At 55.6% G+C, this 22,394-nt stretch carries 18 protein-coding genes; 8 read left to right on the top strand and 10 right to left on the bottom strand.

Annotated features, from left to right (window positions below):
* Nucleotides 1-48 precede the first annotated feature (48 nt).
* From SK3146_RS26780 to SK3146_RS26765, 4 genes are all read right to left on the bottom strand, one after another.
* On the bottom strand, nucleotides 49-1,347 hold the full coding sequence (locus SK3146_RS26780) for a cupin domain-containing protein (protein ID WP_249861632.1): 1,299 nt from the start codon (nucleotides 1,345-1,347) through the stop codon (nucleotides 49-51).
* A gap of 21 nt (nucleotides 1,348-1,368) precedes the next feature.
* Nucleotides 1,369-2,067, bottom strand: a complete 699-nt coding sequence (locus tag SK3146_RS26775; RefSeq protein WP_249861631.1) for a response regulator transcription factor — start codon at nucleotides 2,065-2,067, stop codon at nucleotides 1,369-1,371.
* Nucleotides 2,068-2,288: 221 nt separating this feature from the next.
* Nucleotides 2,289-4,217 (bottom strand): DUF2334 domain-containing protein, encoded by a 1,929-nt coding sequence (locus tag SK3146_RS26770; protein WP_249861630.1) that lies wholly within the window; start codon nucleotides 4,215-4,217, stop codon nucleotides 2,289-2,291.
* 188 nt (nucleotides 4,218-4,405) lie between these two features.
* Nucleotides 4,406-5,176, bottom strand: coding sequence for a class I SAM-dependent methyltransferase (locus tag SK3146_RS26765; RefSeq protein ID WP_249861629.1), 771 nt, complete (start codon nucleotides 5,174-5,176; stop codon nucleotides 4,406-4,408).
* Between the two features lie 201 nt (nucleotides 5,177-5,377).
* Between SK3146_RS26765 and SK3146_RS26760 the strand changes: the two genes are divergently transcribed.
* From SK3146_RS26760 to SK3146_RS26745, 4 genes are all read left to right on the top strand, one after another.
* Nucleotides 5,378-6,154: a YwaF family protein gene (locus tag SK3146_RS26760; RefSeq protein WP_249861628.1), complete on the top strand. Its 777-nt coding sequence runs from the start codon at nucleotides 5,378-5,380 to the stop codon at nucleotides 6,152-6,154.
* 31 nt (nucleotides 6,155-6,185) lie between these two features.
* Nucleotides 6,186-6,356 carry a hypothetical protein gene (locus tag SK3146_RS26755; RefSeq protein ID WP_249861627.1) on the top strand — a complete coding sequence of 57 codons (171 nt, stop codon included), beginning with the start codon at nucleotides 6,186-6,188 and terminating at the stop codon, nucleotides 6,354-6,356.
* Between the two features lie 162 nt (nucleotides 6,357-6,518).
* Entirely contained in the window at nucleotides 6,519-6,851 is a 333-nt protein-coding gene (locus SK3146_RS26750) for a hypothetical protein (protein ID WP_249861626.1), read from the top strand.
* A 30-nt stretch (nucleotides 6,852-6,881) separates the two neighbouring features.
* Entirely contained in the window at nucleotides 6,882-8,435 is a 1,554-nt protein-coding gene (locus tag SK3146_RS26745; protein ID WP_249861625.1) for a PAS domain-containing sensor histidine kinase, read from the top strand.
* Between the two features lie 93 nt (nucleotides 8,436-8,528).
* Here SK3146_RS26745 and SK3146_RS26740 read toward each other — a convergent pair whose 3' ends face one another.
* The 3 genes from SK3146_RS26740 to SK3146_RS26730 all read right to left on the bottom strand — a co-directional run bounded on the left by SK3146_RS26740 (nucleotide 8,529) and on the right by SK3146_RS26730 (nucleotide 12,737).
* Nucleotides 8,529-8,837, bottom strand: a complete 309-nt coding sequence (locus tag SK3146_RS26740) for a hypothetical protein (protein WP_249861624.1) — start codon at nucleotides 8,835-8,837, stop codon at nucleotides 8,529-8,531.
* A gap of 257 nt (nucleotides 8,838-9,094) precedes the next feature.
* On the bottom strand, nucleotides 9,095-10,990 hold the full coding sequence (locus tag SK3146_RS26735; protein WP_249861623.1) for a PrkA family serine protein kinase: 1,896 nt from the start codon (nucleotides 10,988-10,990) through the stop codon (nucleotides 9,095-9,097).
* Nucleotides 10,991-11,387: 397 nt separating this feature from the next.
* A complete protein-coding gene (locus tag SK3146_RS26730; RefSeq protein ID WP_249861622.1) occupies nucleotides 11,388-12,737 on the bottom strand; it encodes a sn-glycerol-1-phosphate dehydrogenase in 1,350 nt (449 codons plus the stop codon).
* A gap of 244 nt (nucleotides 12,738-12,981) precedes the next feature.
* Here SK3146_RS26730 and SK3146_RS26725 point away from each other — a divergent pair, with 244 nt between their 5' ends.
* Both SK3146_RS26725 and SK3146_RS26720 read left to right on the top strand, forming a co-directional pair.
* On the top strand, nucleotides 12,982-13,902 hold the full coding sequence (locus SK3146_RS26725) for a DUF2161 domain-containing phosphodiesterase (protein ID WP_249861621.1): 921 nt from the start codon (nucleotides 12,982-12,984) through the stop codon (nucleotides 13,900-13,902).
* 96 nt (nucleotides 13,903-13,998) lie between these two features.
* Nucleotides 13,999-14,871 carry a polysaccharide deacetylase family protein gene (locus tag SK3146_RS26720; protein WP_249861620.1) on the top strand — a complete coding sequence of 291 codons (873 nt, stop codon included), beginning with the start codon at nucleotides 13,999-14,001 and terminating at the stop codon, nucleotides 14,869-14,871.
* An 83-nt stretch (nucleotides 14,872-14,954) separates the two neighbouring features.
* Here SK3146_RS26720 and SK3146_RS26715 read toward each other — a convergent pair whose 3' ends face one another.
* Nucleotides 14,955-15,908: an NAD(P)/FAD-dependent oxidoreductase gene (locus tag SK3146_RS26715; protein WP_249861619.1), complete on the bottom strand. Its 954-nt coding sequence runs from the start codon at nucleotides 15,906-15,908 to the stop codon at nucleotides 14,955-14,957.
* 207 nt (nucleotides 15,909-16,115) lie between these two features.
* On the opposite strand from SK3146_RS26715, the gene SK3146_RS26710 reads away from it, so the two are divergent.
* A complete protein-coding gene (locus SK3146_RS26710) occupies nucleotides 16,116-16,577 on the top strand; it encodes a MarR family winged helix-turn-helix transcriptional regulator (protein ID WP_249861618.1) in 462 nt (153 codons plus the stop codon).
* Nucleotides 16,578-16,821: 244 nt separating this feature from the next.
* Entirely contained in the window at nucleotides 16,822-19,362 is a 2,541-nt protein-coding gene (locus SK3146_RS26705; protein ID WP_249861617.1) for a PEP/pyruvate-binding domain-containing protein, read from the top strand.
* Nucleotides 19,363-19,448: 86 nt separating this feature from the next.
* Here the strand turns inward: SK3146_RS26705 and SK3146_RS26700 are convergent, their stop codons facing one another.
* Nucleotides 19,449-20,726 carry an MFS transporter gene (locus SK3146_RS26700; protein WP_249861616.1) on the bottom strand — a complete coding sequence of 426 codons (1,278 nt, stop codon included), beginning with the start codon at nucleotides 20,724-20,726 and terminating at the stop codon, nucleotides 19,449-19,451.
* Between the two features lie 316 nt (nucleotides 20,727-21,042).
* Complete coding sequence (locus tag SK3146_RS26695) at nucleotides 21,043-22,347, bottom strand: ABC transporter substrate-binding protein (RefSeq protein ID WP_249861615.1); 1,305 nt, start codon at nucleotides 22,345-22,347, stop codon at nucleotides 21,043-21,045.
* Nucleotides 22,348-22,394 lie beyond the last annotated feature (47 nt).

Raw genomic sequence — 22,394 nt, 5'->3', positions numbered from 1 at the left:
AACAGCCGCTTGTTTTTATTAAGGAATCGCAAGGCCCGGCCCCGCTGCTCAGCTTTTCTTCATCACTTCAAATATAATGGCGCGAAGCGGACGATCCCCGTTATTTTCCAACCCGTGCTTCCACCACGGCTTGTTCAGCACAATATCCCCGGCCTTCACCTGCCGCTCTTCCCCGTTGACCGTCATGACGCCCGTGCCTTCGAGGATGATGTACACTTCCTCGTCCTCGCGATGGCCGTGGTAGCCGATGGACGTTCCCGGCGGCAGCTCGCTGTATCCCATAAACTGGATCGGCGTATCGAAATCCTCGTTGGAGAACAGCCGCTTGCCGTAGGTCAATCCCTTCCCGTGATGGCTGACGCCGGGCTCGCCGAATTCCGCCTCCAAGTAATTGCGGACGATCATCGGACCGTAGCCCCAGCTCGACGACGTATCGACCATTTGACTTTGCCGGATCGATTCCCGCGTATAGTGAGCCAACGCCTGATTTTTCAAATAATCGCGGGCGCTGGTCTCCGCTTCCCTGTTTTCCTCCAGCGATTGCAAAAACTCGGCGAACGCTCCCGGCGAGACGATATCGCTAAAGTCGTCGAATCTCGTCGTCTCCCCGCCCTTGGTCAAGTAAACGACATTATCGATCAGCTCAAGGCACCCCTCCGTGCCCTCGATCCGCCAATTGCCCGCCCAATCCGTCTGCTTGCCTTTGGAACGTGTCGAGCAGGTAAAGGTGGCCGTAATGGCCGCCTGCATGTCCATCACGATGTGGAGCTGATGCCGATAGGTGGCGAACACTTTGCCTACTTCCCGTCCGGTCAAGTAGCGCACCAGATCAAAATGATGCACAACCAGCTCTTCGAGCACATCCAGCTTATCCTGCATCGGTCTGTTATCCGTATCGCGATAAAACTCTCCGTCGACCGTCAGAACGGCGCCGATGCTTCCTTCGTCCAGCAACCGCTTCAGCTTCCTTACGAACGGAAACCGGCGGTAATTTTCGGCAATCATGTAGGGAATGCCTTCGGCCGCCGCCCGCTCCACCATCGCTTTGGCGTCCTCGTAATTGGCGGCGATCGGTTTTTCGCTGAACACCGGCAGCTTGTAGCCGAACGCAATATCGTTAATCGCCTTGTGCGCTTGTCTTGGAGTTACGTTCAGCAGCACATCCGGGCGCTCCTGCTCGATCGCCTCCGTCAACGACGTATAGAAAGGGATGCCGTCCCCTTCGATCTGGCTTCGCTTGCTCTCGTCGCTGTCGGCGACGGCGAGCGTCACATCGCCGTGCTGACTGCGAATTCTCCGGTACCAGCTGGAGCCGAAGCCGCCGACGCCTACTAATAGCGCTTTCATTACATTCCCTCCCTTATCGTTTTAAACCTTCTGAAGCGGCAAAATAAACTTGTACCCGACTCCGTGTACATTAATAATATGCTTCGGGTTGGCGGGATCGGTCTCGATTTTTTTGCGCAAATTGCTGACATGCACGATAATCGTGCGCGTATCGTTAATCATCTCCTGATCCCATATTTCGCGGAACAGCTCCTCATGCGTCACCGTGCGGCCGGGATGCCGGGCCAAATAATACAGCAAATCGAATTCCTTTCTCGACAAAGTGACCTCCGACCGGTTTACGGTCACGCTGCGGCTGACCGGGTCCAGCTCGACGGCGCCGAACCGCATTCGGTTAGGAGCCTCCCCGCTAAGATGCGGACGCCTCAAGTTGGCCTTGACGCGGGCGATAAGTTCGTTAGGACTGAACGGTTTCGTGATATAGTCGTCTCCTCCAAGCTCAAGACCCGTAATTTTATCCTGCTCATCCTTCTTGCAGCTCAAAAACAAGATCGGAGCCGAAGACATTGCCCTTACTTCCTTGCATACTTCAAACCCGTCTTTTCCCGGCAGCAGCACGTCCAGTATAAGCAGGTCGGGCTGCATCGTCTCGACTAAACGGACTGCCTCATCGCCGCGCCCGGCCCCGATCACGCGAAATTGATGCGCTTCCAAATAAACGCGGATAATATCCCGAATTTCTTCGTCATCCTCAACGACTAATATCGTTTGTTCTGCCACGAATACTCACACCACCAAGGTAGATTAACAATCCTTTTTATCCATTTCAGAATAGACGAGCGGACGTTCGCCGGTCAAGCGTTTTATATGGAAAACCGGCATCTTTCGGGACCCGCTCGAAACTTTCCGTACATAGAAGAAAGAAAGGACCCGGCGCCATGCGCCGAATCCCCTGAAAATCGAAAAAATGAATGAAATAAGTGCCGTAAAAAATGAACCCGTTACAATGACAAGCTTTCGAACGAAAGAGCCGTATCCAGATAACCGTCCTGACGATCGAACAAGCCGAGATCGTCTTTGCCGTTGCCGTCAAAATCGGTAATGATCAGGCGGGAGCCGGGCTTGCCCCACGGTCCGAACGTGGACAACAGCTGATATTCATTGTCTCCCTTGCGCAAATATACGGTATAGCGGGACGTTTCCGGATTGTAGCGAAGCACGTCTTCCTTGCCGTCCCCGTTAAAATCTCCGAGCCGGATTTCCCCGTCCTCGTACGGGACGTTCAAATGAATTCTTTCCGCCTTCCACTCCCATCCCGCTTTATCCGGCGACAGCACGATACCGCTGACCGTATCCGGCCTGGATAAGAAGACGTACCGGCTGCCGTCCTCCTGCATATGCGACTGAATGTCCGTTTTCCATTCGCTCTTGAATTTATACGGCTTAAGCGACTTCGCTTCCCCTTTGGTAATACAGATGCCGTTCAGCTGCATTCGATCCGACGACAAGCCCGCCAGCACCATATCCCCGTCGGCCTGCGGGTACGCCTGAAGACTTGCCCAGCTGCGCGCCTCCGTCTTCCAGCTGCTCTGCAGAACGAAGCGGCGGCCGTCGGAGACGTACTTCTCCAGCCTGCCTGCCGGCTGCACGACCCACAAGCTCGGCCGCTGCCCGCCGATGCCGCCGCTCACGGCGGCGGCGGAACCGTTCGTATACGGTACGTTCGCCCAGACGGCCGGCGCTCCCTGCGGCTCGTTGCGCAGCCCGGCGAACGATCCGCCCGCTACGGTGACGAGCCCGCTCTTGCGGTCCCATGCAATCATATCTTCCTGCCCGTCGCCCGTCACATCGGCAAACATCGGTCTTCCTTGCCCGCCCATTGCCGGCTGAGCGCTATCCGGCGCGTTCCACCGGATGCTCTGCGAAGGCGTAAACGGAACGTAATCCTCGATCGTGTAGAACAAATAATGCTTCGCCCGAATCGACGCAATCAGCTTTTGCAAAATGCTGCGGTCCTGATCCGGATAGCGGTATTCCGGCAGGCCGTCGCGAATGACCTGCTCCCCGTTCTCATCCGTTACGGGCAGCAAATATTTGAACTCCAGAAACGGGTGATAAAAGAACGAGTTAAGATTATTCGTCTTGCCGAGCCGGTCCGTAATCATTTTCTCGTCTTTATTGTAAGGAATATAGTCGAACGGCGTCGGAACGTAGACCGAGCCCAGGCTCGCTTCCCCGTATCTCAGGTTGCGCGTGTTCATATATTGGGCCGCCGAAGCGTTGCGGTTGGCCTGAACATCCGCCTGATAATTCAATCCGAAGAACGAGCGGAACAATTCATCCTGCTCCGGCGTCGAACGGTAGTGGGGCGACTCCCAGAACATCGGCCTGAGGCCCGCATTGCGCAAGATGTCGAGCCCTGCCGCAAGCCGCGGCTCGGCGAACGCCGCCGATGTGGTCGAAGCCTCTCCCGGTTCGTCAAATTCGTTGCCGATTCCCGATTCATGATGACCGTCGTCGCGCCGGACCATCCCGACCTGATGCGTGTACCCGTGCATACCGAGCACCGCCCCGTCGTGAACCGCCTGCTTCAGCAGCTTCACGTAAGCTGCCGCATAAGGATTATCCTTCTGATCCAGCGACACGTCGTATCGGCTGCCGTCAGGCGGAAAGTCCAGCCAGCGCGGGATCACCGCGAGATGATAAGCGATATGCCGGTCGCGCAAATATTCCAAAACGGTTCTTAACTTGCCAAGATTGTCGATCGAGCCGTACTGCCCGCCGGGACCGATATCTTCCAGGCGCATCATAACAAAACGAGGATTGGTCGCCTCCCCCTCCACCCGAATATGATAAGAGGCGAGCATCATAAAAATAACAAGTGCCGATACAGCGTAACGCAGCCATACGGATCGAATTATGGCGGACATCCCGGTTCATCATGCTCCCTTCATGCTGTGCGAAACAAAAAAGGCTGCGTTTGGCTTCCGTTTCCGCTTCCATTTTGCTCTAGGATGATTGTATCAAAAATCCGCTGCGCCGAATATCGTTTTCCATAAAAAAATATGCCCGAACCGAGTTCAAAGAGACGGTAATTTTTCCCGCGGTCGAAGGCCGCTTACCGGCAGACTGCCGCGAAACGAAGCCTGCGGTAATCGGCCGTCCAGAACGCGCCGTTGAACAGCTCGGGACGAAGCAGCGCGCAGCATTCGTCGTACGCCTCCCGCTTCTCCTCTTCCGTCATTCCGGCAAAAAACATCCCCCCGAACGTATCGAGCCAGTAGCGCATCCCTTGGTCCCCGTCGACAAGCTCCGTCGGCCGGTCGAACAATTCCATATAACGAACCTCGAAGCCGTGCTTCTCCAGCAAACCGCTATATTGTCCTACGGTCGGAAAATACCACGGATTACGCGCCTCGGCATCGATTCCATGCGATTTCAGCACCTGAACGATCGCCTTGTAAATCCGCCCGACGTTGCCGCTTCCGCCGAATTCGGCGACGAATCGCCCGCCGTCCTTCAAAGCAGCGCGCACCGACTCGATCACTTCCTCGGGCCGCTTCATCCAATGCAGCGCCGCGTTGGAGAATACCGCATCGAAGCTTTCCCCAAGCCGAAACGTATGCGCATCGGCCGTCTCGAACGCAAGCTCGGGATACTTCATCCTCGCCTGCTCCACCATTTCCGCCGAGCTGTCGATTCCTTTGCAGGAAGCCCCGAATTGGGCGATCTCCCGGGCCAAATCTCCGGTGCCGCAGCCGAGGTCGAGAATCCTCTCTCCCTGGCGGGGCGCCAGCAGATCGACGACGCCTTTGCCGAGACGCGAAACAAACCCGATCTTGCTGTCATACAGCTGCGCATTCCATTGTTGGCCATCCGATTGTACCATAGCTACCATCTCCTTAGTTTTCTTATCCTTCTATTATGGCTTTGCAAGCTTAGTAAAGGAAATATATAATACATATTATTTTAATAGGTATTTCCTATAAGACGGCGGCCGTCGGGGTACTACTCCAAGTTAGTACTGCCGCAATCGGCAGAAGCCGGTTACAATGAGCTAAACCGCTGCTCTGCCAAAAGGAGAATGCCGATGAATACGTTTTGGAATGCGCAGCATCCGGCGAATTTCGCTATGTTCTCCCCTTCCCACCTCGCCGCTGCCGCCTTGATCGCCATCGCAGCCGCGGCCCTGTATGTTTGGAGGGAGCCGCTCGGGCGCAGCAGGCCGTACAAGGACCTCGTCCGCTGCGGCATCATCGCCGCTCTGCTGCTTCCCGAAATCGCTCTGAATATATGGTACGGGGCGGAAGGCTTGTGGAATGTGAAGAGCACCCTTCCTTTGGAGCTTTGCAGCATTACCCTCGTCTTGTCCGTCTTCATGCTGTGGACCCGCAGCCGAAGACTGTATTCGATTTTGTTTTTCGCCGGAATTTGCGGCGCCCTGCAGGCTATCGCGACGCCGAGTCTCGGGTATCCGTTTCCGCATTTTCGTTTTTTCCATTTTTTCATTGCACACGGAGCCATTATTATGGCGTCTCTCTATATGACGTGGATCGAAAACTGCAAGCCGTCCTGGAAATCCGTCGGCGCAGCCATGCTGTTCCTTAACCTGCTGATGCTCGGCGTAGGAGGCGTCAACAGGATGCTCGGCTCCAATTATATGTTCCTGATGCATAAGCCGGACACCCCCTCCATGCTGGATATGCTGGGGCCTCACCCTTATTACTTGATCGCGGAGGAAGCCATCGCCCTCACCATGTTCGTCCTGCTCTACCTTCTCTTCTTCCGCATGCCCGCCCTGCTCTTCCCGTCATCCAAAAAGTTTCATGAAACTCCCGGCAAGAGAGAATACTACGACGGGCGTTAGCCGACAAACAGAGCAGAAGGGAGGGTAACCAATGAACGGGCAGCATAAACCGGAAGAAGCGGCGGCAGAGACGCAGCAATCCGCTCTGGTCTCCAGCGCCGTAACGGCGAAGCCGAACGCCGCGGAAACCGCCCCAGGCATCGACTATACCAAAGACTTCATATGGGGCAGCGACCAGGACGAATATGTAGACGAACCTTGATGCTTCGCCTTCCTCCGCCCTTGCTTAGGGCGGTTTTTTGTGCCGGACTGCAAGCCGGGCGTCCGTTGTGCAAGCAGCCGAAGGAAAAATCGATATTTTTCTAATTATTGCATTTACTTCTGAAATCGACTAAGGATATAATGGAGGCATTGTGTTTATTTTTTGGCAGACGGCTTACGCTCCGATTTCGCCTCTACTCCGCAAATCACCAGCATTTGGGTCAATATTAAGCCGCTTATTCACACCGCCTATTCATGCACTGACCGTGCTGCTGCCAAGCGGGTTCTTGCTTTCCGGTTGTCCCGGCATATCGGCGGCTTCCGTTTCCTTGGCCACCCTGAAGTGGCTTCGTATGTTATCTCGCAAGAGCATCAGCGTCAGTTGGTTTTTTTCGTGCAGCGGGCATTATTCTGGCCGTTCCAACACAGTTCATTACACTACTCGCACTTATATCCGCCTGTTGTTTTGACGCTGAAATTTTTCTGGTATAATTGAATGATGTAGGCAGGCAGGTGAACGAAGGACATGCAGAAAATTCCCGTCACTCGAGACGGAAAAAAAGGCTCCGATATCATGATCATCCACTCCGACGACGTCGTAAAGATCGAATCGGTAAAAGATAAGGAATACGTCATTCACACCGTGAACGACAAATATTATTGGGCCGCTTCATTAGAAGCGTTCGAGGAATGGATGTATGAAGAAGGCTTCCGGCTGATCGACCAGATGAATGTCGTGAATATGAATCACGTGACCGATTACGATGTGAAAAAAGGCATCGTTTATTTGAGTCCAGAGAATGAAACCCGCTCCAAAACGGCATCGGCCGCTTGGATCCATAAAGATCACATCGCCAACGTCAAAAATATGCTCGGTGAAGTTAAAAAGCTTGACCGAAGCAGCGATCCCGACGATTTCCAGGACGATATTTTCGCCTCGATCGTGGAGCAGGAGGAAGACAGCCGCTTCGCGCGATCCTACGCCATGATTCAAGCGATCTACGAGAGGAAGAAGGCGGAGAAGAAGCTTGAGCAAAGCGAGCAGCGCTACAAATCGCTGTTCCAGCATAATCCCGATCCCATCTGCTCCTTCGACCGTTACGGATACTGCACAAGCGCCAATCCGGCCTTATTCCGGATGACCGGCTATACGGAGGATGAGCTGCTGAACAAGTCGATTCATCACTTGATCGTGCCGGAGCATATGGAACGGTGGCAGGAGCAATTCAACGGAACGCTCAGCGGACAAAATCATCTTTACGAAATTACGTTTCTACATAAAAAAGGGCATCCGGTAGAGCTTAGCGTGCTGAATGTTCCGATTGTCGTCAACGGTCAGATGAACGGGGTCTATATGATCGGCAAAGATATTAGCGAACGCAAACGGGCCGAGGAGATGCTGCTGCGCTCCGAGAAGCTGTCGATCGTCGGCCAGCTGGCCGCAGGGGTCGCCCATGAAATCCGTAACCCGTTAACCTCCCTCAAAGGATTCGTCCAGCTTATGCAGATGAAAATCTCCGGTTATGAATCGTATTTCGATATTATGCTGGACGAGCTGGAACGCATCAACTTTATCGTCAGCGAATTTCTCGTCATCGCCAAGCCGCAGTCGGTCCGCTATCAGCAGAAGCAGGTGGTCCAAATCTTGCAGAATACGGTCGCGCTGTTGGGCTCCCAGGCGATGATACATAACGTCGTGCTGGAGATGAGTGCGGATGAGCCGCTGCCCCCCATTAACTGCGATGAAAATCAGATCAAGCAGGTGTTCATCAACATCTTGAACAATGCGATCGATTCGATGCCCGACGGCGGAGAAATTCGTATGGAGCTCGGGATGTGGGACGAAAATACGCTGCTCATCCGGTTTATCGATCAGGGCTGCGGCATCCCGGAGGAACGGATTCCCCGGCTCGGCGAACCGTTCTACACGACCAAGGAAAAAGGAACCGGCCTCGGCTTGATGGTCACGTTCAAAATTATCGAAAATCACGGGGGCCGCATGGAAATCCGCAGCGAGGTCAATCAGGGCACGACCGTGGAAATTTTCATGCCCGTCATAAGGGAAAAACTAATCGATTAATGAAAATACAAAAAAAAGCCTCCGGCTCCGCTGATTGGTTGATCAGCGGATACCGGGGCTTTCTTTATGCGGCGGGACCGTCGCCCGACGGCGTTAAATAACGACCGGATAGTAAGGATAGTAAGGATAATACGGATAATTATAGTAAGGATAATACCCGCCGTCAAAAATAAAAGGAAAAATCAGCGGGTTATAAAAGCCGCCATAGAAACCTCCGGGATACCCCCCGTGAAAGCCGCCTCCGTGGAAACCTCCTCCAGGAAAGCCGCCTCCGTGAAAGCCCCCGCCATGGAAGCCTCCTCCATGGAAGCCGCCGCCGCCATGAAAACCTCCTCCGTGAAAGCCCCTCGCGGTATCGTGGACCGGTCTGATTTCTCCCGATTCGATTGCACCTGTTGTCATTTCGCTTCGCTCCATTCTTTCAAAAATAGGCATTTGTCATTCCCTGCTTACAGCATATGTACATTGGCCCGGGAGGGTGAACGCCTATTGGCGGACGAAGTCCGCCTGCCGCCGTCCGGTTCTGGATACAGCCGGCTCATGGCGGCAGGCCGCTGCTTGCGGCGAACAATAAGAGCCATCTGAACGGATGGCCCCTTTAAGTTCACTCCTATTCATTTATGCGCGGCGATACATGTTCAGGCGGAACGACTCGGGGATTACCGGTTCAACAGACTGCCGACATATCTCAGCAACTCGTTGGCCGAAGCCGTCGTATATCCATGCTCGTCAACAAGCCGTTTGATGACTTCGTTAATCCGCTTCAGCTGCGTTTCATCCGGCGTTTTCGTCGATGTCGTAATCTTCACGATATCCTTCAGATCGGCGAACAGCTTTTTCTCGATCGCTTCGCGCAGCCGCTCGTGGCTGCTGTAATTGAACCTATGCCCTTTGCGCGAGTAGGACGACATGCGAATGAGAATTTCTTCGCGGAACGCTTTTTTGGCGTTTTCCGATATGCCGATCTGCTCCTCGATGGATCGCATCAGCCTCTCGTCCGGGTCCATCTCCTCGCCGGTCAGCGGGTCCTTGATCTTGGTCCAATTGCAGTAAGCTTCGATATTGTCGAGATAATTGTTGAACAGCGTTTTGGCGGATTCCTCGAACGAGTATACGAACGCTTTTTGCACTTCTTTTTTCGCCAGCTCGTCGTATTCCTTGCGCGCCACGGAAATAAAGTTCAAATACCGCTCCCGCTCCTCCTTCGTAATCGAAGGATGCTGGTCCAAGCCGTCCTTCAACGCGCGCAGCACATCCAGCGCATTGATAAATTCGAGGCCTTGGCGGATCAGCGCACTGGAAATCCGGTTGATGACGTAGCGGGGATCGATGCCCGACATCCCTTCATCCAAATATTCGCTTTGCATTTCCTTCAGATCGGCTTCCTTGAAGCCTTCCACTTCCTCGCCGTCGTACATGCGCATTTTTTTGACCAGATCCATCCCCTGCTTTTTCGACTCCTTAAGCCGGGTCAGTATAGAGAAGATGGCTGCCGCCCGCAAGGAATGCGGCGCAATATGCACATGCGACATATCGCTTTGCTTGATCAGCTTGGAGTAAATTTTCTCTTCCTCCGACACCTTCAAGTTGTATGGAATCGGCATGACGATCATCCGCGATTGCAGCGCCTCGTTCTTCTTGTTGGATATAAACGACTTGTACTCGGATTCGTTCGTGTGGGCGATAATCAGCTCGTCGGCGGAGATGAGCGCAAAGCGGCCTGCCTTGAAGTTCCCCTCCTGGGTTAACGACAGCAAATTCCACAAAAATTTCTCGTCGCACTTCAGCATCTCCTGAAACTCCATCAACCCGCGATTGGCCTTGTTCAGCTCCCCGTCAAACCGGTAAGCGCGGGGATCGGACTCGGAGCCGTATTCCGTTATCGTGGAGAAGTCGATGCTTCCCGTCAAGTCGGCGATGTCCTGGGATTTCGGATCGGAAGGACTGAAGGTCCCTATCCCCGTCCGGTTATCCTCGGAGATCAGCACCCGCTCTACGAGCACATCCTCGATGCGGCCGTTATATTCGGTTTTGAGGCGCATTTGACACGACGGGCACAAATTGCCCTCGATTTTAATGCCGAACTCTTCTTCGACCTCGGCCCGCAGCTCATGAGGAATCAAATGCAGCGGTTCTTCATGCATCGGGCATCCTTTGATGGCGTAAACCGCGCCCTGATCCGTACGCGAAAACTGTTCAAGGCCTTTTTTCAGCAACGTGACGATCGTCGACTTACCGCCGCTGACGGGCCCCATCAAGAGGAGTATACGTTTGCGGACATCCAGTCGCCGGGCTGCAGAGTGAAAATATTCCTCGACCAGTTTCTCTATGGCCGTATCGAGTCCGAATATTTCCTGTTCGAAAAAGTGGTATTTGCGTTTACCGTTGTCGTTTGCTATACCTTGCGCTGCAATCATCTCGTACACACGGGCATGCGCCGTCATCGCCAAATGCGGGTTTTTGCGAACCAAGGCAATATAATCGGCAAAGGTTCCGGTCCAAGCAAGTCTGTCGGTTTCTGCGCGGTAATCTGTGATCCTTTTGAATATGTCCATGAGTTAACCTCCTCCGTACGGTGCATTTACGGTCACAACATCTAAGAACGAAGTGTATTAAATAATTATGCAGGCCGGAGGGATAAGTTGACCGAAATTTTAAGACAAATTGAGAAAACATCGGCGCAGCCGTTTTCAAGGACAAGCCGTCGCGGATCGCTTTTAAAACGCCTCTTGGCCGGTAAACGGACGGAATTTCCCCGGTTCCGCCGCGAACGAAAGAAGCCGTGCGGACGACGAGACACTGCCGTAAAAAACCGTCCGTGCCCGTTATCCGGACGAGATGCTGCGAGCGATTAATAGCCCCCGCCTATCATTCAGGCGAGGGCTATCGACCGATCCTATATACGCCAAGACGCGCAAAGCGCATGAACCGGCGCTGCGCTCAGGCGGCTCGTTACAGCCACTCGCAGAGCCGCATGATCGTATACCGGTTGCGCACATATTTCGCAACCCGCAGGCTTTCCGCGAGGAGCTCGGGCTCGATGCCGAGCTCCTCCGCAGCGGCCGGGCCCCCGGCGCGGCGCAGCGCATCCGCCAGCTCCTGCGGCGACGGCACGGAGCGGCAGATCTCGCGGATCGCGTCCCAACGCGCCGCAATGCGCTGCGGCAGCTGCGGCGAGGCTGCCGGCACGGATGCCGCCGGGGCGGAGTCCGCCGCCGCCCCGAGGCCGTTCTCGGCCAGCACCTGCTGCGCGATGGTGCCGTAGCCGGCCTCGATTTGCGCGCGCATCCGCTCCACGCTCGGCGCATCGCCGCTCGCCAGCCGCGCGGCGACGGCTTCGGCGGCCGCCTCCCGCGTGAGGCCGGCGGCCGCTTCGTACAGCGCGGCCATCTGCACGGCCGCGACGCCGACCTTGGCGCCGTGAAGCAGAGCCCGGCGCCGCTGCTGAATAAACCGCATCTCCCAGAAATGGGAGAGATGATGCTCTCCACCCGAGGCCGGGCGCGAGTGGCCGACAAGCAGCATGGAGATGCCCGACAGCGTCAGGCCCTCCATCAGCTTGCGCACGCCGAGCTCCGTCCCCGCGGCAATCTCTTCGGCATGGTCCATGCACAGCGCCAGCCCCTGCCGGGTCATCTCCGCGGCGAGCTCACAGTACGGCTCGCCGAACAGCTCCCGGCCGAGCTGCCAATCGGCCAGCGCGGTATACTTGCCCAGCATATCGCCGAAGCCGGCGGCGATCATCGCCTGCGGCGCCCGTGCGAGCAGCTGCAGATCGGCGAAGATAGCTTCCGGCGCGCTGGCCGGAATCGTCTGCTTAAAGCCGCCGATAATGAGCGGCGCCCCTACCGACGCGAAGCCGTCCACCGACGGAGCCGTCGGCACGGACAGGAACACGCGCCCCGTCCGGTGGGCGACGAACCGCACGATGTCGTGGATCGTGCCCGAGCCTACGGCCGCGATCGCCTGCACGCCGGGCGTCATATGCAGCATCAGCTGCACGATGGCGCGCTCGTCGGCGGCCAGTTCCCCGCGCTCGTCCTCCGCGAGCACGCATGCTTGCGCCTGCAGCGAAGCCGCCTTGCAGCGCTGCAGCAGCTCCTCTCCGGCCGCCTCCATCGTGCGGCGGTCGGCGACGATCAGGAGCTCGCTATATCCGCGCTCCGCGGCATATGGCGGCAGCGCGGCCAGCGCCCCGCGCTCGATGACAACGCTGCGGATCGGCACCGTGTGCTCCTGTCCGCAGCCGCATACAAAGCTGGCGCCCAGCCACGGCTGAATCTCTCCCGCTTGCTCTAACATCCGGTTTCCCCCTTGCCCTACTTGTCTTTTAAGTCTATACTACCAAATCTGTGCTATAATTACATTACTTTGCGTTGGCGGATACAGAAAGAACACCCAATCCCTAGCGGATCGCTTGGAAATCTCGCGGCCGCTTCCCTGTCTAAAGGGGGCCGTTTCATCCGTCCGGCATCGTTCGCCGCAGACGCAGAATACATATATATTGTTATTATATCGATGCGATTAAATAAAGGAGACCGAGACTGTGCCGATCAAAACCGAAACGGAGCTGTACGCGCCGGTCAAAAGCTATTTCGAGCAGCAGGGCTATCATGTGCGCGGCGAAGTGCATCATTGCGACCTCGTCGCGATTCGCGAAGACGAGCCTCCGGTCATCGTGGAATTGAAGAAAAGCTTCTCCATCCCTTTGCTGCTGCAGGGTATCGACAGGCTGCGCTTAACCCGCAGCGTCTATGTCGCCTTCGAGCTGCCGAGCAAAGGCCGGGCCCCGCACGGAGCGAGCTGGACCGAGCTGCGCAGACTGTGCCGGATGCTTGGCATCGGGATGATCACCGTACAATTTTACAAGCGCAAAAAACCGCAGGTTCAGGTGGAATGCCACCCGGCTGCGTTCAAGGACGGCCTGCCCGACGCGGCGGCGCCCTCAAGCCCGCTGCTGTTGGAAGCGGTGGAGACGGCGGCCTCGGCCGCTGAACTGGTCTACGCGGCAGTCGAGAAAGCTGCAGCCGGCACGGCGTCCGCGGCGGCGCTGCTGCCCGCTTCCGAAGGGCCTTTGACGCTGCCCCGCCCTAACAAACGGGCGGCGGAACGGATCGTCCGCGAGTTCAAGGAACGCAGCGCGGATTATAACGTCGGGGGGAGCACGCAGCGCAAGCTGGTCACCTCTTACCGCGAGAAGGCGCTCCATATGGCCCTGCTGCTGCACCGCAACGGCCCGATGAGCCCGCGGCTGCTGCGCGACCAGACCGGCATCAAGAATGCCGCCGATCTTCTGCAAAAAAATTACTACCGCTGGTTCGAGCGGGTCGCCCGCGGCGTATACCGGCTGACGCCGCTCGGCGAGGAAGCGCTCTTGACATATGCCCGAGTCGTTGAGGGGCTCCCCGCCTCTATAGGCGCGAAGCCGGCTTCCCCGGCGGCCGCGGAGGGCTCGGCAAACGCTTAAGCTTCCTGCGAGCGAATTCCCATGAAGTGTCATATTCGCCTCTAGCGCCGGATATAAATAGAGTACTAGATTTCTATGCAAAGGAGTCTAACGTCTATGAACAAGCCGGTATTATCCTTAGCCCCGCCGGCCGAAACCGCCCGCGGGGGGCCATCCTCCTTCCGAACGCGCTGCCTGCTGACCGTGCTGCTCCTTCTCTTCTGCTTGTCCGGGCTGTGCCCGCTCCCGTCCGCCCGCGCCGAGGCGTCCGAAGCCGCGTTTCTGCAAGACCGCATCCCCGCCGTCAAAGCCGGGGAGCAGAAGCCTGCCGCGCCGCCGCTCATTCCCGTGCTCAACTATCACAGCATTACCGTCGATCCTGGCAATCGCGCCACCATCACGCCGGAGAAATTTGCCGCGCAGATGAACTATTTGAAGAACAACGAATATACTACGCTTACGCTGCGGCAGTTCGCAGACATTATGGAGGGACGTGAAGAAGCTCCGGACAAGGCGGTGCTGCTGACGTTCGACGACGGGTACGCCGACAATTACGAACATGCGCTGCCGCTCCTGCAAGAGCTCGATTTTCACGCCACATTGTTTATGTCGCCCGGCATGACGGATGACGGTTATTTTCTGGACTGGGATCAAGTCAAGGAAATGCATGAAGCCGGATGGGATATTCAGCCGCACGGGATGACCCATCCTCACCTGCCGCTGCTCAAGGCGAACGATCAGTTGAATGAGATCGCCGAAGCCAAGCGGCAGATCGAAGAGCGGCTCGGCACGACCGCGGACGTATTCTGCTATCCTTACGGAGAATGGAACCAAACGACGCTGAAGCTGCTGAAGGAGCATCATTTCCGCTATGCGTTCACGATCGAGCAAGGAGTGACGACGCCGGAGCAAGACCAATTGAAGCTGAAACGAATTTTCGTCAATGGAGAGGAGTCGATAGACCGATGGATATCCAGATTAGAAAAATGATCGTGCAGGCGCTCCCGCCGCTGCACCCTGCGCGCAAACAGTGGAATCCCATTGCGTTGTACCTGGTGCTGCTTCCTTAGTCCTTAGGTTAGGCAAGCTTGTCTTGCGGCGGATGCCCGCTTCAACAGCTCCTTGTGAATCCAAATCGCCGCCTGCGAGCCTTCCCCCATCGAAATCGTCACCTGCTCCGAATGCACGCCGACATCTCCCGCAGCCCAAACCCCCGGCACATTGGTCATTTTGGACCGGGGGTCTGTGACGATATGACGGTTTTCCAGCCGTTCGATTCCAAGCTGCGCCGCCAGAGACGAATGCACTTCATTGCCTCCGAAAGCGATAAACCCGCGCTCTCCTTCTACGATCTGCCCGTCCGCTAGCCTCACTCCCCGGAACTCGCCCGCTTCGGTCGAGATGACTTCCGCAAGCGGTACGGAAATCATTCGTATCCCTTTGTCCTTCAGCTGCTCCTGCAGCTCCTCGCTCACTTGCGCCCGCTCAGGCTCATGCCGGACATACACGATCCGGTCCGTCCAGTATGACAGCGTTACCGCCATCGCAGCCCCTACGCTGCCTGCGCCCATAACGATCGTTTGTCTTCCGCTGACTTCATAGCCGTCACAATCGGGGCATACATATACCGACAGCCCGAGACAGCGTTCAAGACCCGGAAGGTTCGGGAATCGGTCGGTAAGCCCCGTCGCGAGGAGCAGCGTCTCGGCATGGTACGACCGTTCGCTCCCCTTCGTCTCTACCACGAAGCCGCCGTCTTCCTTCGATGCGAGCCGGATCGCCTCATCGCGCTCGAACCGGACGCCGAGCGCCTCGGCCTGAAGCCTGCCCAGCCTGCGCAGCTCCGGTCCGGATATGCCGTCCGGCCAGCCGAGCACATTATGATAGTTCCGGCATAAGGTCGACCTTCCCGTGCCTTTATCGATGACCAGCGTGCTGTGCCTGTATCTGCCAAGCTGAATCGCTCCCTGCAGCCCCGCTATGCCGCCGCCGATAATAATGCAATCCCACTTCGTCTGCGCTGTCATCCCGATTACCGCCCTTCCCTGCCTGTTATCCCCGTTAGGGTTTCCAAGCTGCGGCGGCGTCATGCACCGGCCGATCTTGGCCTGAGATAAGATAAAACGGAAAATCGTTCTCAAGCAGTTGCTGGAAACGCGGTTGACAGCGCGGTTGAATTGATTTATAAATTTAAGTAGACGTCTACCTTTAATAGAAAATGAGGATGATCCGCTTTGACGCATCAACATGATTGGGAATACCCCTATGACTTATTTATCAAAACGATCGCGAATAAAATGCGCTATACCAACGACGCAAAACTGGCGGAATACCAGCTCACTTCGCCGCAGGGACTGCTGCTTGAGATCATTGACCGCGGCATACGAATGGGCAAGGAGATCAGCCGAAAAAATATGGGTGAGGTCATGCAGTTGAAAGGACCTACCATCACCAATCTGCTCAACGGCCTGGAGCGCAAAGGATATATTATCCGCAGCACGAAAGCCGGCGACGCCCGCGCTTTTCATATCGAGATCACTCCGGAGGGCAAGAAGCTGCTATCGGAAATGGAGCAAGTATTTGAAGAGACCGAACAGCAGCTGCTGAAAGGAATGACTGAAGAAGAGAAAAAGCTGTTTTTGGACCTGCTCGTCAAAGCATGGAAAAATATAGATGAACGAAGCGGGAACTTCTAGAAGCCTGGTGAAAAAAGAGCGGAGGGGCCATTTGAATCTGGAAAAGCGTAAGCGTTCGCCTTTAAAATCGGATTCTCTCCGCAGAAAAACGAAAAAACTCCGTTTTCAACAGCGATTGGAGGATCAAATGGACGCCGCAGCGGACTTTTTCACCCCCTTCTAGAGGACGTAGCGTTCGCTTCACTAATACGTTTTTTTAATGAAATAGGTAGAGGTCAACCTAAAACATAAGGAGATTATAACCATGACAGCGTATATGAAGATGTTAAACGAATTGTCCGAAGACGCCCTGCCGGAAGCAGGCGGCAAAGGCGCGAGTCTGGGAACGCTTATCCGCGCCGGTCTTCCGGTGCCTCCGGGATTTGTCGTTACGACGCGCGCTTACCGGGCGCATCTCGAAGCGTCCGGGCTGACCCGCCGGATTCAGGAGGCGCTTGCGCAGCTGCGGCAGCCGGATATCGATGCCATCGCGGCGGCGAGCCGGGAAATATCGGGATGGATTGAAGAAGCGGCTATGCCGCGCGACGTCCAAGCGGAGTTGGAGCAAATGTACGGGGAGTTGGCCCATGCCGCGGGCGGGAACGAAGGGTTATCCGTGGCCGTTCGCTCCAGCGCTACGGCGGAAGACTTGCCCACGGCTTCCTTTGCGGGGCAGCATGAAACCTATTTAGGCGTGTACGGCAAGGAAGCCGTATCCGCCCATGTAAAAAAATGCTGGGCCAGTCTCTGGACGCCGCAGGCGATAACGTATCGGATGAATATGAATTTTGACCATCTTGAGGTCGCTCTTGCCGTCGTCATTCAAGCTATGATTCCGTCCCAAGCCGCGGGCGTGATGTTTACAGCCAACCCCGTCAGCGGCAAGCGGGATGAAATTTTGATCAGCGCCGGCTACGGACTTGGGGAAGCTGTGGTCAGCGGCTTGATCACACCGGATACGTTTATCGTTACGAAGGACGGCCGGGTGCAAGAGCGGACGCTCGGCTCCAAGAAGCTGCGCATCCAGCTGAAAAGCGATGGAACGGTCACGGAAGAAGTTCCGCTTGCGGAGCGTCAAAGCTACTGTCTCGGCCCTACGGAGCTTACTCGGCTAAGCGGGTTAGCTAAGCTTGTGGAACAGCATTACGGCTGCGCGATGGATACCGAGTGGGCTTTGTCTCAAGGCAATATCTATCTGCTGCAGGCAAGACCGATTACGGCAATGACCCCGACCGCAGAAGATCTGGAGGTTTTGGGGCCCGAGGACGAGATTATTTACAAGGGCGCCAAGGAGCCCTTCGGTTTGCAAAGCGTGATCGAGCATAGCCCTTATCCGCATGCGCCCCTGGATTTCGCCAGCTTCTGCTATTTTTATAAAGGGGTTCATCAAAACTTTATGGAATCCGGCTTTTCGCCGAAGGGGGATGACCGGCCTGTTGAACGCGAGAATGGAGTGGTTGCCTTACATTTCGCCGGCTTGTCCGTATCTCCGGCGATGCTGTGGAAATTACCGGCGGCATGGGTGAAAAACTCATTTTTCAAAAACAAATATACATGGCATGATTTCGCGAGCGAAGTTCAAGCATGGATCGAAAAAACCGACGGCGTATTAAACCATGCCGGCGATGCCCGGCAAATGGTTGATCTTTTCGAGCAAGCCCTAAAAGACTATCAGCATTTTGTGTATAAACGTTTTGCCGTCATTGCCATGCCGAGCAGCTGCTCCGAGAAGAAACTTGCGAGCATGGTTAAACAAGCGGCCGGTCAAGCCAACGCGGATGATATTACCGCCAGCCTCTTGCGGGCATTGCCGTTCCGAACCGCACTGCAAAATCAGGCGCTGCTGAAGATGGCTCAAGCCGCGCGGCTGCACGGCAAGGACAGTCCGGCGTATCATAAGGAGCTGAAGCAATTTCTTCGGGAATACGGGGACCGGCCGTCGCTGGGCATGGGACGCATGCTGTCCCCGGCCACATGGCGTGAAGAACCGGAGAAAATGGACGAGGTGATTGAGGCGCTGCTCGCGGATTCCTCGGCGCCGGACCCCGAAGAGAGCTTCCGCCGGCAGGAGGCGGAGTTTAACGCGGCCAAACAGCTTGTCCGCGACGGCCTGAAGCCTGCGGCCTACGCGAAGTTTCTGAAACTGCTTGACTCCGTGAGAGAGGCCACCGTCATCCGGGAGGAAAGCGTATTTTATTTGGAGAAGCTTGCAGGCTACTTGCACAGGATCGCGCTGAAGCTCGGAGAAATGCTTGCGGAGCGCAAGGTTATCGATAAAGCTAACGATATTTTCTTCCTCTTGCTGGAGGAGCTCCGGGATGCGGCGCAGGGCAAGATGGAAGTACGCGAGCGTATCGGCAGAAGGAAGAGCGCGTTCGCAAGGGTATACGCAGCGCATGAACAAGGCGTACATTGGCTGATCTCCACAGGCTCCTTCCCTGTGTTTTCCGAGAAGAAGCGTCAGGATGACGATGCCGCCAACGCGGGCGTCATCCGCGGAAGCGCAGCTAGCCGCGGCATATATGAAGGGCCGGTATGTATCGTGAGAAATCCCGCACAATTTAAGAAGCTGAAAAAAGGAGATGTGCTGGTCTCTCCTTATACCGCCCCGATGTGGACGCCGCTCTTCAAAATCGCCGGGGCGGCCGTCACGGAAATCGGAAGCGCCGGCTCCCATGCCGCCATCGTAGCCCGGGAATACGGCATCCCTGCCGTCGTCGCCATCGACAATGCGACGAATCTGTTGCAGGACGGGCAGCGCATTCGAGTGGACGGCACCAAAGGCATCGTCACCTTGCTGGATTGAATATATTATTAAAAAGAGCCCTGGCGTGTTGATCCGCCCGGGCTCTTTGCTGCAAATGATTCCTTGTTGCTGCCGCCGCTGCGCGCTCAAGCCGCTTCCTTTTCCTCCGATTCCTCCGGCACCCGTTCGAGCAGCCAGACAATCCCGATTTGCGTTATCGACGCCGCGAACAGCACCCATGGAAGCAGCTCGTTCCCGCTGTATTCGGTAATGAGAATCAGCGCCAGAATGGAAATGACCCGCCCGCAGTTAAGAAACGTCTCCCGCATGACGACCGATTCCACCCGCAGTTGTCCTTTTAACGGCAAAGCCCCGATCAGGCGGAAATAGAACGAGGTAATCGTATTGCCCTGCAAAGGCGAGCAAATCGAGTACAGCACCATAAAGGCGACGACCGTGACCAGCGTCAGCTTCCACAGAATGAACAGCGTGCCCGCCACATACCCTATCGTCGAAATGACGAGAAATTTGCGCGCCCGCTCTTCCCTGCCGTACTTGGTCAGCACGATGCCCGTCAAAATGCTGAGCGTCGCGTACAGCACGCCCAAATATCCGACCAAATCTTCGCGGCCGACAATTTGAAACAGCAATATATTCGGCAAAAACAACATAATCCCTTGGAACAACCCCATCGTCAAAAAGCCGAGCAGCGATTTGAACCAGCGCTTGTTTTTGTTCATCAGCAGCCCGACGAATTTTAAATAATATGCTTTATGATGAGATGCTTTGGTTTTAATCTTGAAGCTGCCCAGCGTCGCGATCAGAAACATGAAGAAGGCGATCGAGAAAACGATCGTATAGCCTTGCAGCCCTTCGTTCTCGCGGATAATAAAGCCGGCCAGCGCCGGCCCGATCAGCCCGGCCAACGTAAACACCATCATATTGATCGCCAAATAGCGAATCCGGTTGCGCTCCGTGGAAACGTCGTACATCAGCGTCAAATAACCCGCCCAGTAGAAGGAGCCCGCTACGCCGCCGAAAATCGCGAACAGCACATAATAATCGACGACCGCCTCCTGCGCGAATACGACGACAAGATAAAATAAAGCAATCAGGCCGATGCCGAGCCGGTATGTCACCATCCGGTCCTTCCGCTTGATGATCAGCCCGCCCAGGGCGAACGCCAGCGGCGCCGCGGCATAGTTGACGATGTAGTACATGCCGTTAATCCATAAGCTTTCGGTTAGCCTCCACAAGTACAGGGTCAGGAAAATCCCCGACATGGAGGCTCCGAACTGGAAACAGAAATGAATAAACAGGGAAACCATCGCATCCTTCGATAGCCGCTTATCCTCAGGTAAAAATCGCTTCCTTGCCACATACCACTGCCTGCCACCCGTAATAAGCCTCGTTATCATGTCCATCCCCCGTCAGCATCCGCTAGCAAACTCATCCTCATTGTAACAGCGGCCCCGTCCGATGTTAACTCGGCAAAGCGGCGGCAAATGCCGATGTAAGCACTTGTAAGCGGGTTTACTAGCGGTTTACTTCCCTAATCATTCCTTGGTAGCCTTTTCTTCTCCATTGCTTCCTAAAGCTCTCTTTATTGTAAAAAGCGTAAGCGACCCGCGGCGACCGCCGAACCTATCCCCTGTTAACCGCAAGGACATGATGGCGCATCGCTCCCCAAACAATCGGAAAACTCCCCGGCCAAGGGGCCGGGGAGTCGGTCGGTCTGCTTTATTTTTTCAAGCTGTCCCACGTTTTTTGGAACTCGTCGAACATTTGATCCTTCGTCTTCTGCTTCGCCACGTAAGCCTGCATCGTCGCGGCAAACTTCTGGCTGCTCGCTTCGCCGCCAGGGAACTTGAACCAGTTCCAGCTGAGCGTTTTGTTTTCTTTGCTGTATTTGATAATATCGGCGGCCAGCGGTCCGAGAATTTTCTCATCCGCAGGGATGTTCGTAAACGCCGGAATGAACTTGAATTCTTCGGTAATATACTTTTTGCCGATATCGGAGGTTACGAGCCAGTTCAGGAACTTTTTCGCCTCATCCTTGTTCGGCGAGTTTTTGTTGATAACCCAGTTGTTAGGCACGCCGACCGGAAGCTTGTCGTTCGCCGCCGGATCGTCGCTGATCGGCATCGGCAGGAAGCCGACCTTGATGTTCGGGTTCGTCTGCGTAAGCTGCAGCTGCGTCCAGTTGCCCTGCTGCGTCATAGCGGCTTTGCCTGTGGCGAACTCGGTCACCTGCGTTTTGTAGTCGGTTTGCAGCGGGTTTTTATTGCCGTATTTCAGCTGCAGATCGAACAGCTTCACCCAGTTTTCGAACGCGGCGTTGCCTTGGAACTTGGCCGTTCCCTTGTTCAGACCGTCGATGAAGGCGTTAGGATCGGGCTGCTGCGCGAACGGAATGTTCACGAAGTGGTTGCCCAGCACCCACCATTCGCCGTAGCCGTTGACGAAAGGCTGAATGCCTTTGTCCTGCAGCTTCTGCGCGGCCGCTTCCAATTGGGACAGCGTCTTCGGCAGCTCGGTAATGCCCGCTTGCGCAAACAGATCCTTATTATACAGGAAGCCGTAGCCTTCCAGGTTGAGCGGCTGTCCGTACAGCTTGCCGTCCTTGGTCATCGGCTCCTTGGCGACCGCTACCATATCCTTCACCCACGGCTGGTCGGACAAATCCTCCAGATGCTCAATCCATTTGTCCAGATCGGAAAAGCCTCCGTTGTTGAAAATATCCGGCTTGTCGCCCGAGTTAAACTTCGCCATCAACGCGGCGCCGTAGTCCGAGCCTCCGCCCACCGTGTCGATCTGAATTTTGACGCCCGGATTTTCTTTCTCATATTCGGCGGCCAGCTTGGCGAGCGGCTCGGCGATCTCTACCTTGAACTGGAACATTTTGAGCGTCACGTTTTTGGCTCCGCCGCTTCCGGCATTCGAGCCTCCGGCTTCAGGCGCCGGCGTACCGCTCTTGGCACATCCCGCCATCAGAGAAGCCAGCATCACTGTAGTCAAACCGAGAACCGCAAATTTCTTTTTCATTCTAAGAAACCTCCCTTTATCAAACCTTTTTTTGTAAAAGTTATCTT

Origin of the sequence: Paenibacillus konkukensis, assembly GCF_023523925.1 — a bacterium.
In the GTDB taxonomy this organism is placed as follows: domain Bacteria; phylum Bacillota; class Bacilli; order Paenibacillales; family NBRC-103111; genus Paenibacillus_S; species Paenibacillus_S doosanensis.
Note: the sequence above shows the minus strand (reverse complement) of the source record. Positions and strands in the feature narration are given on the sequence as shown.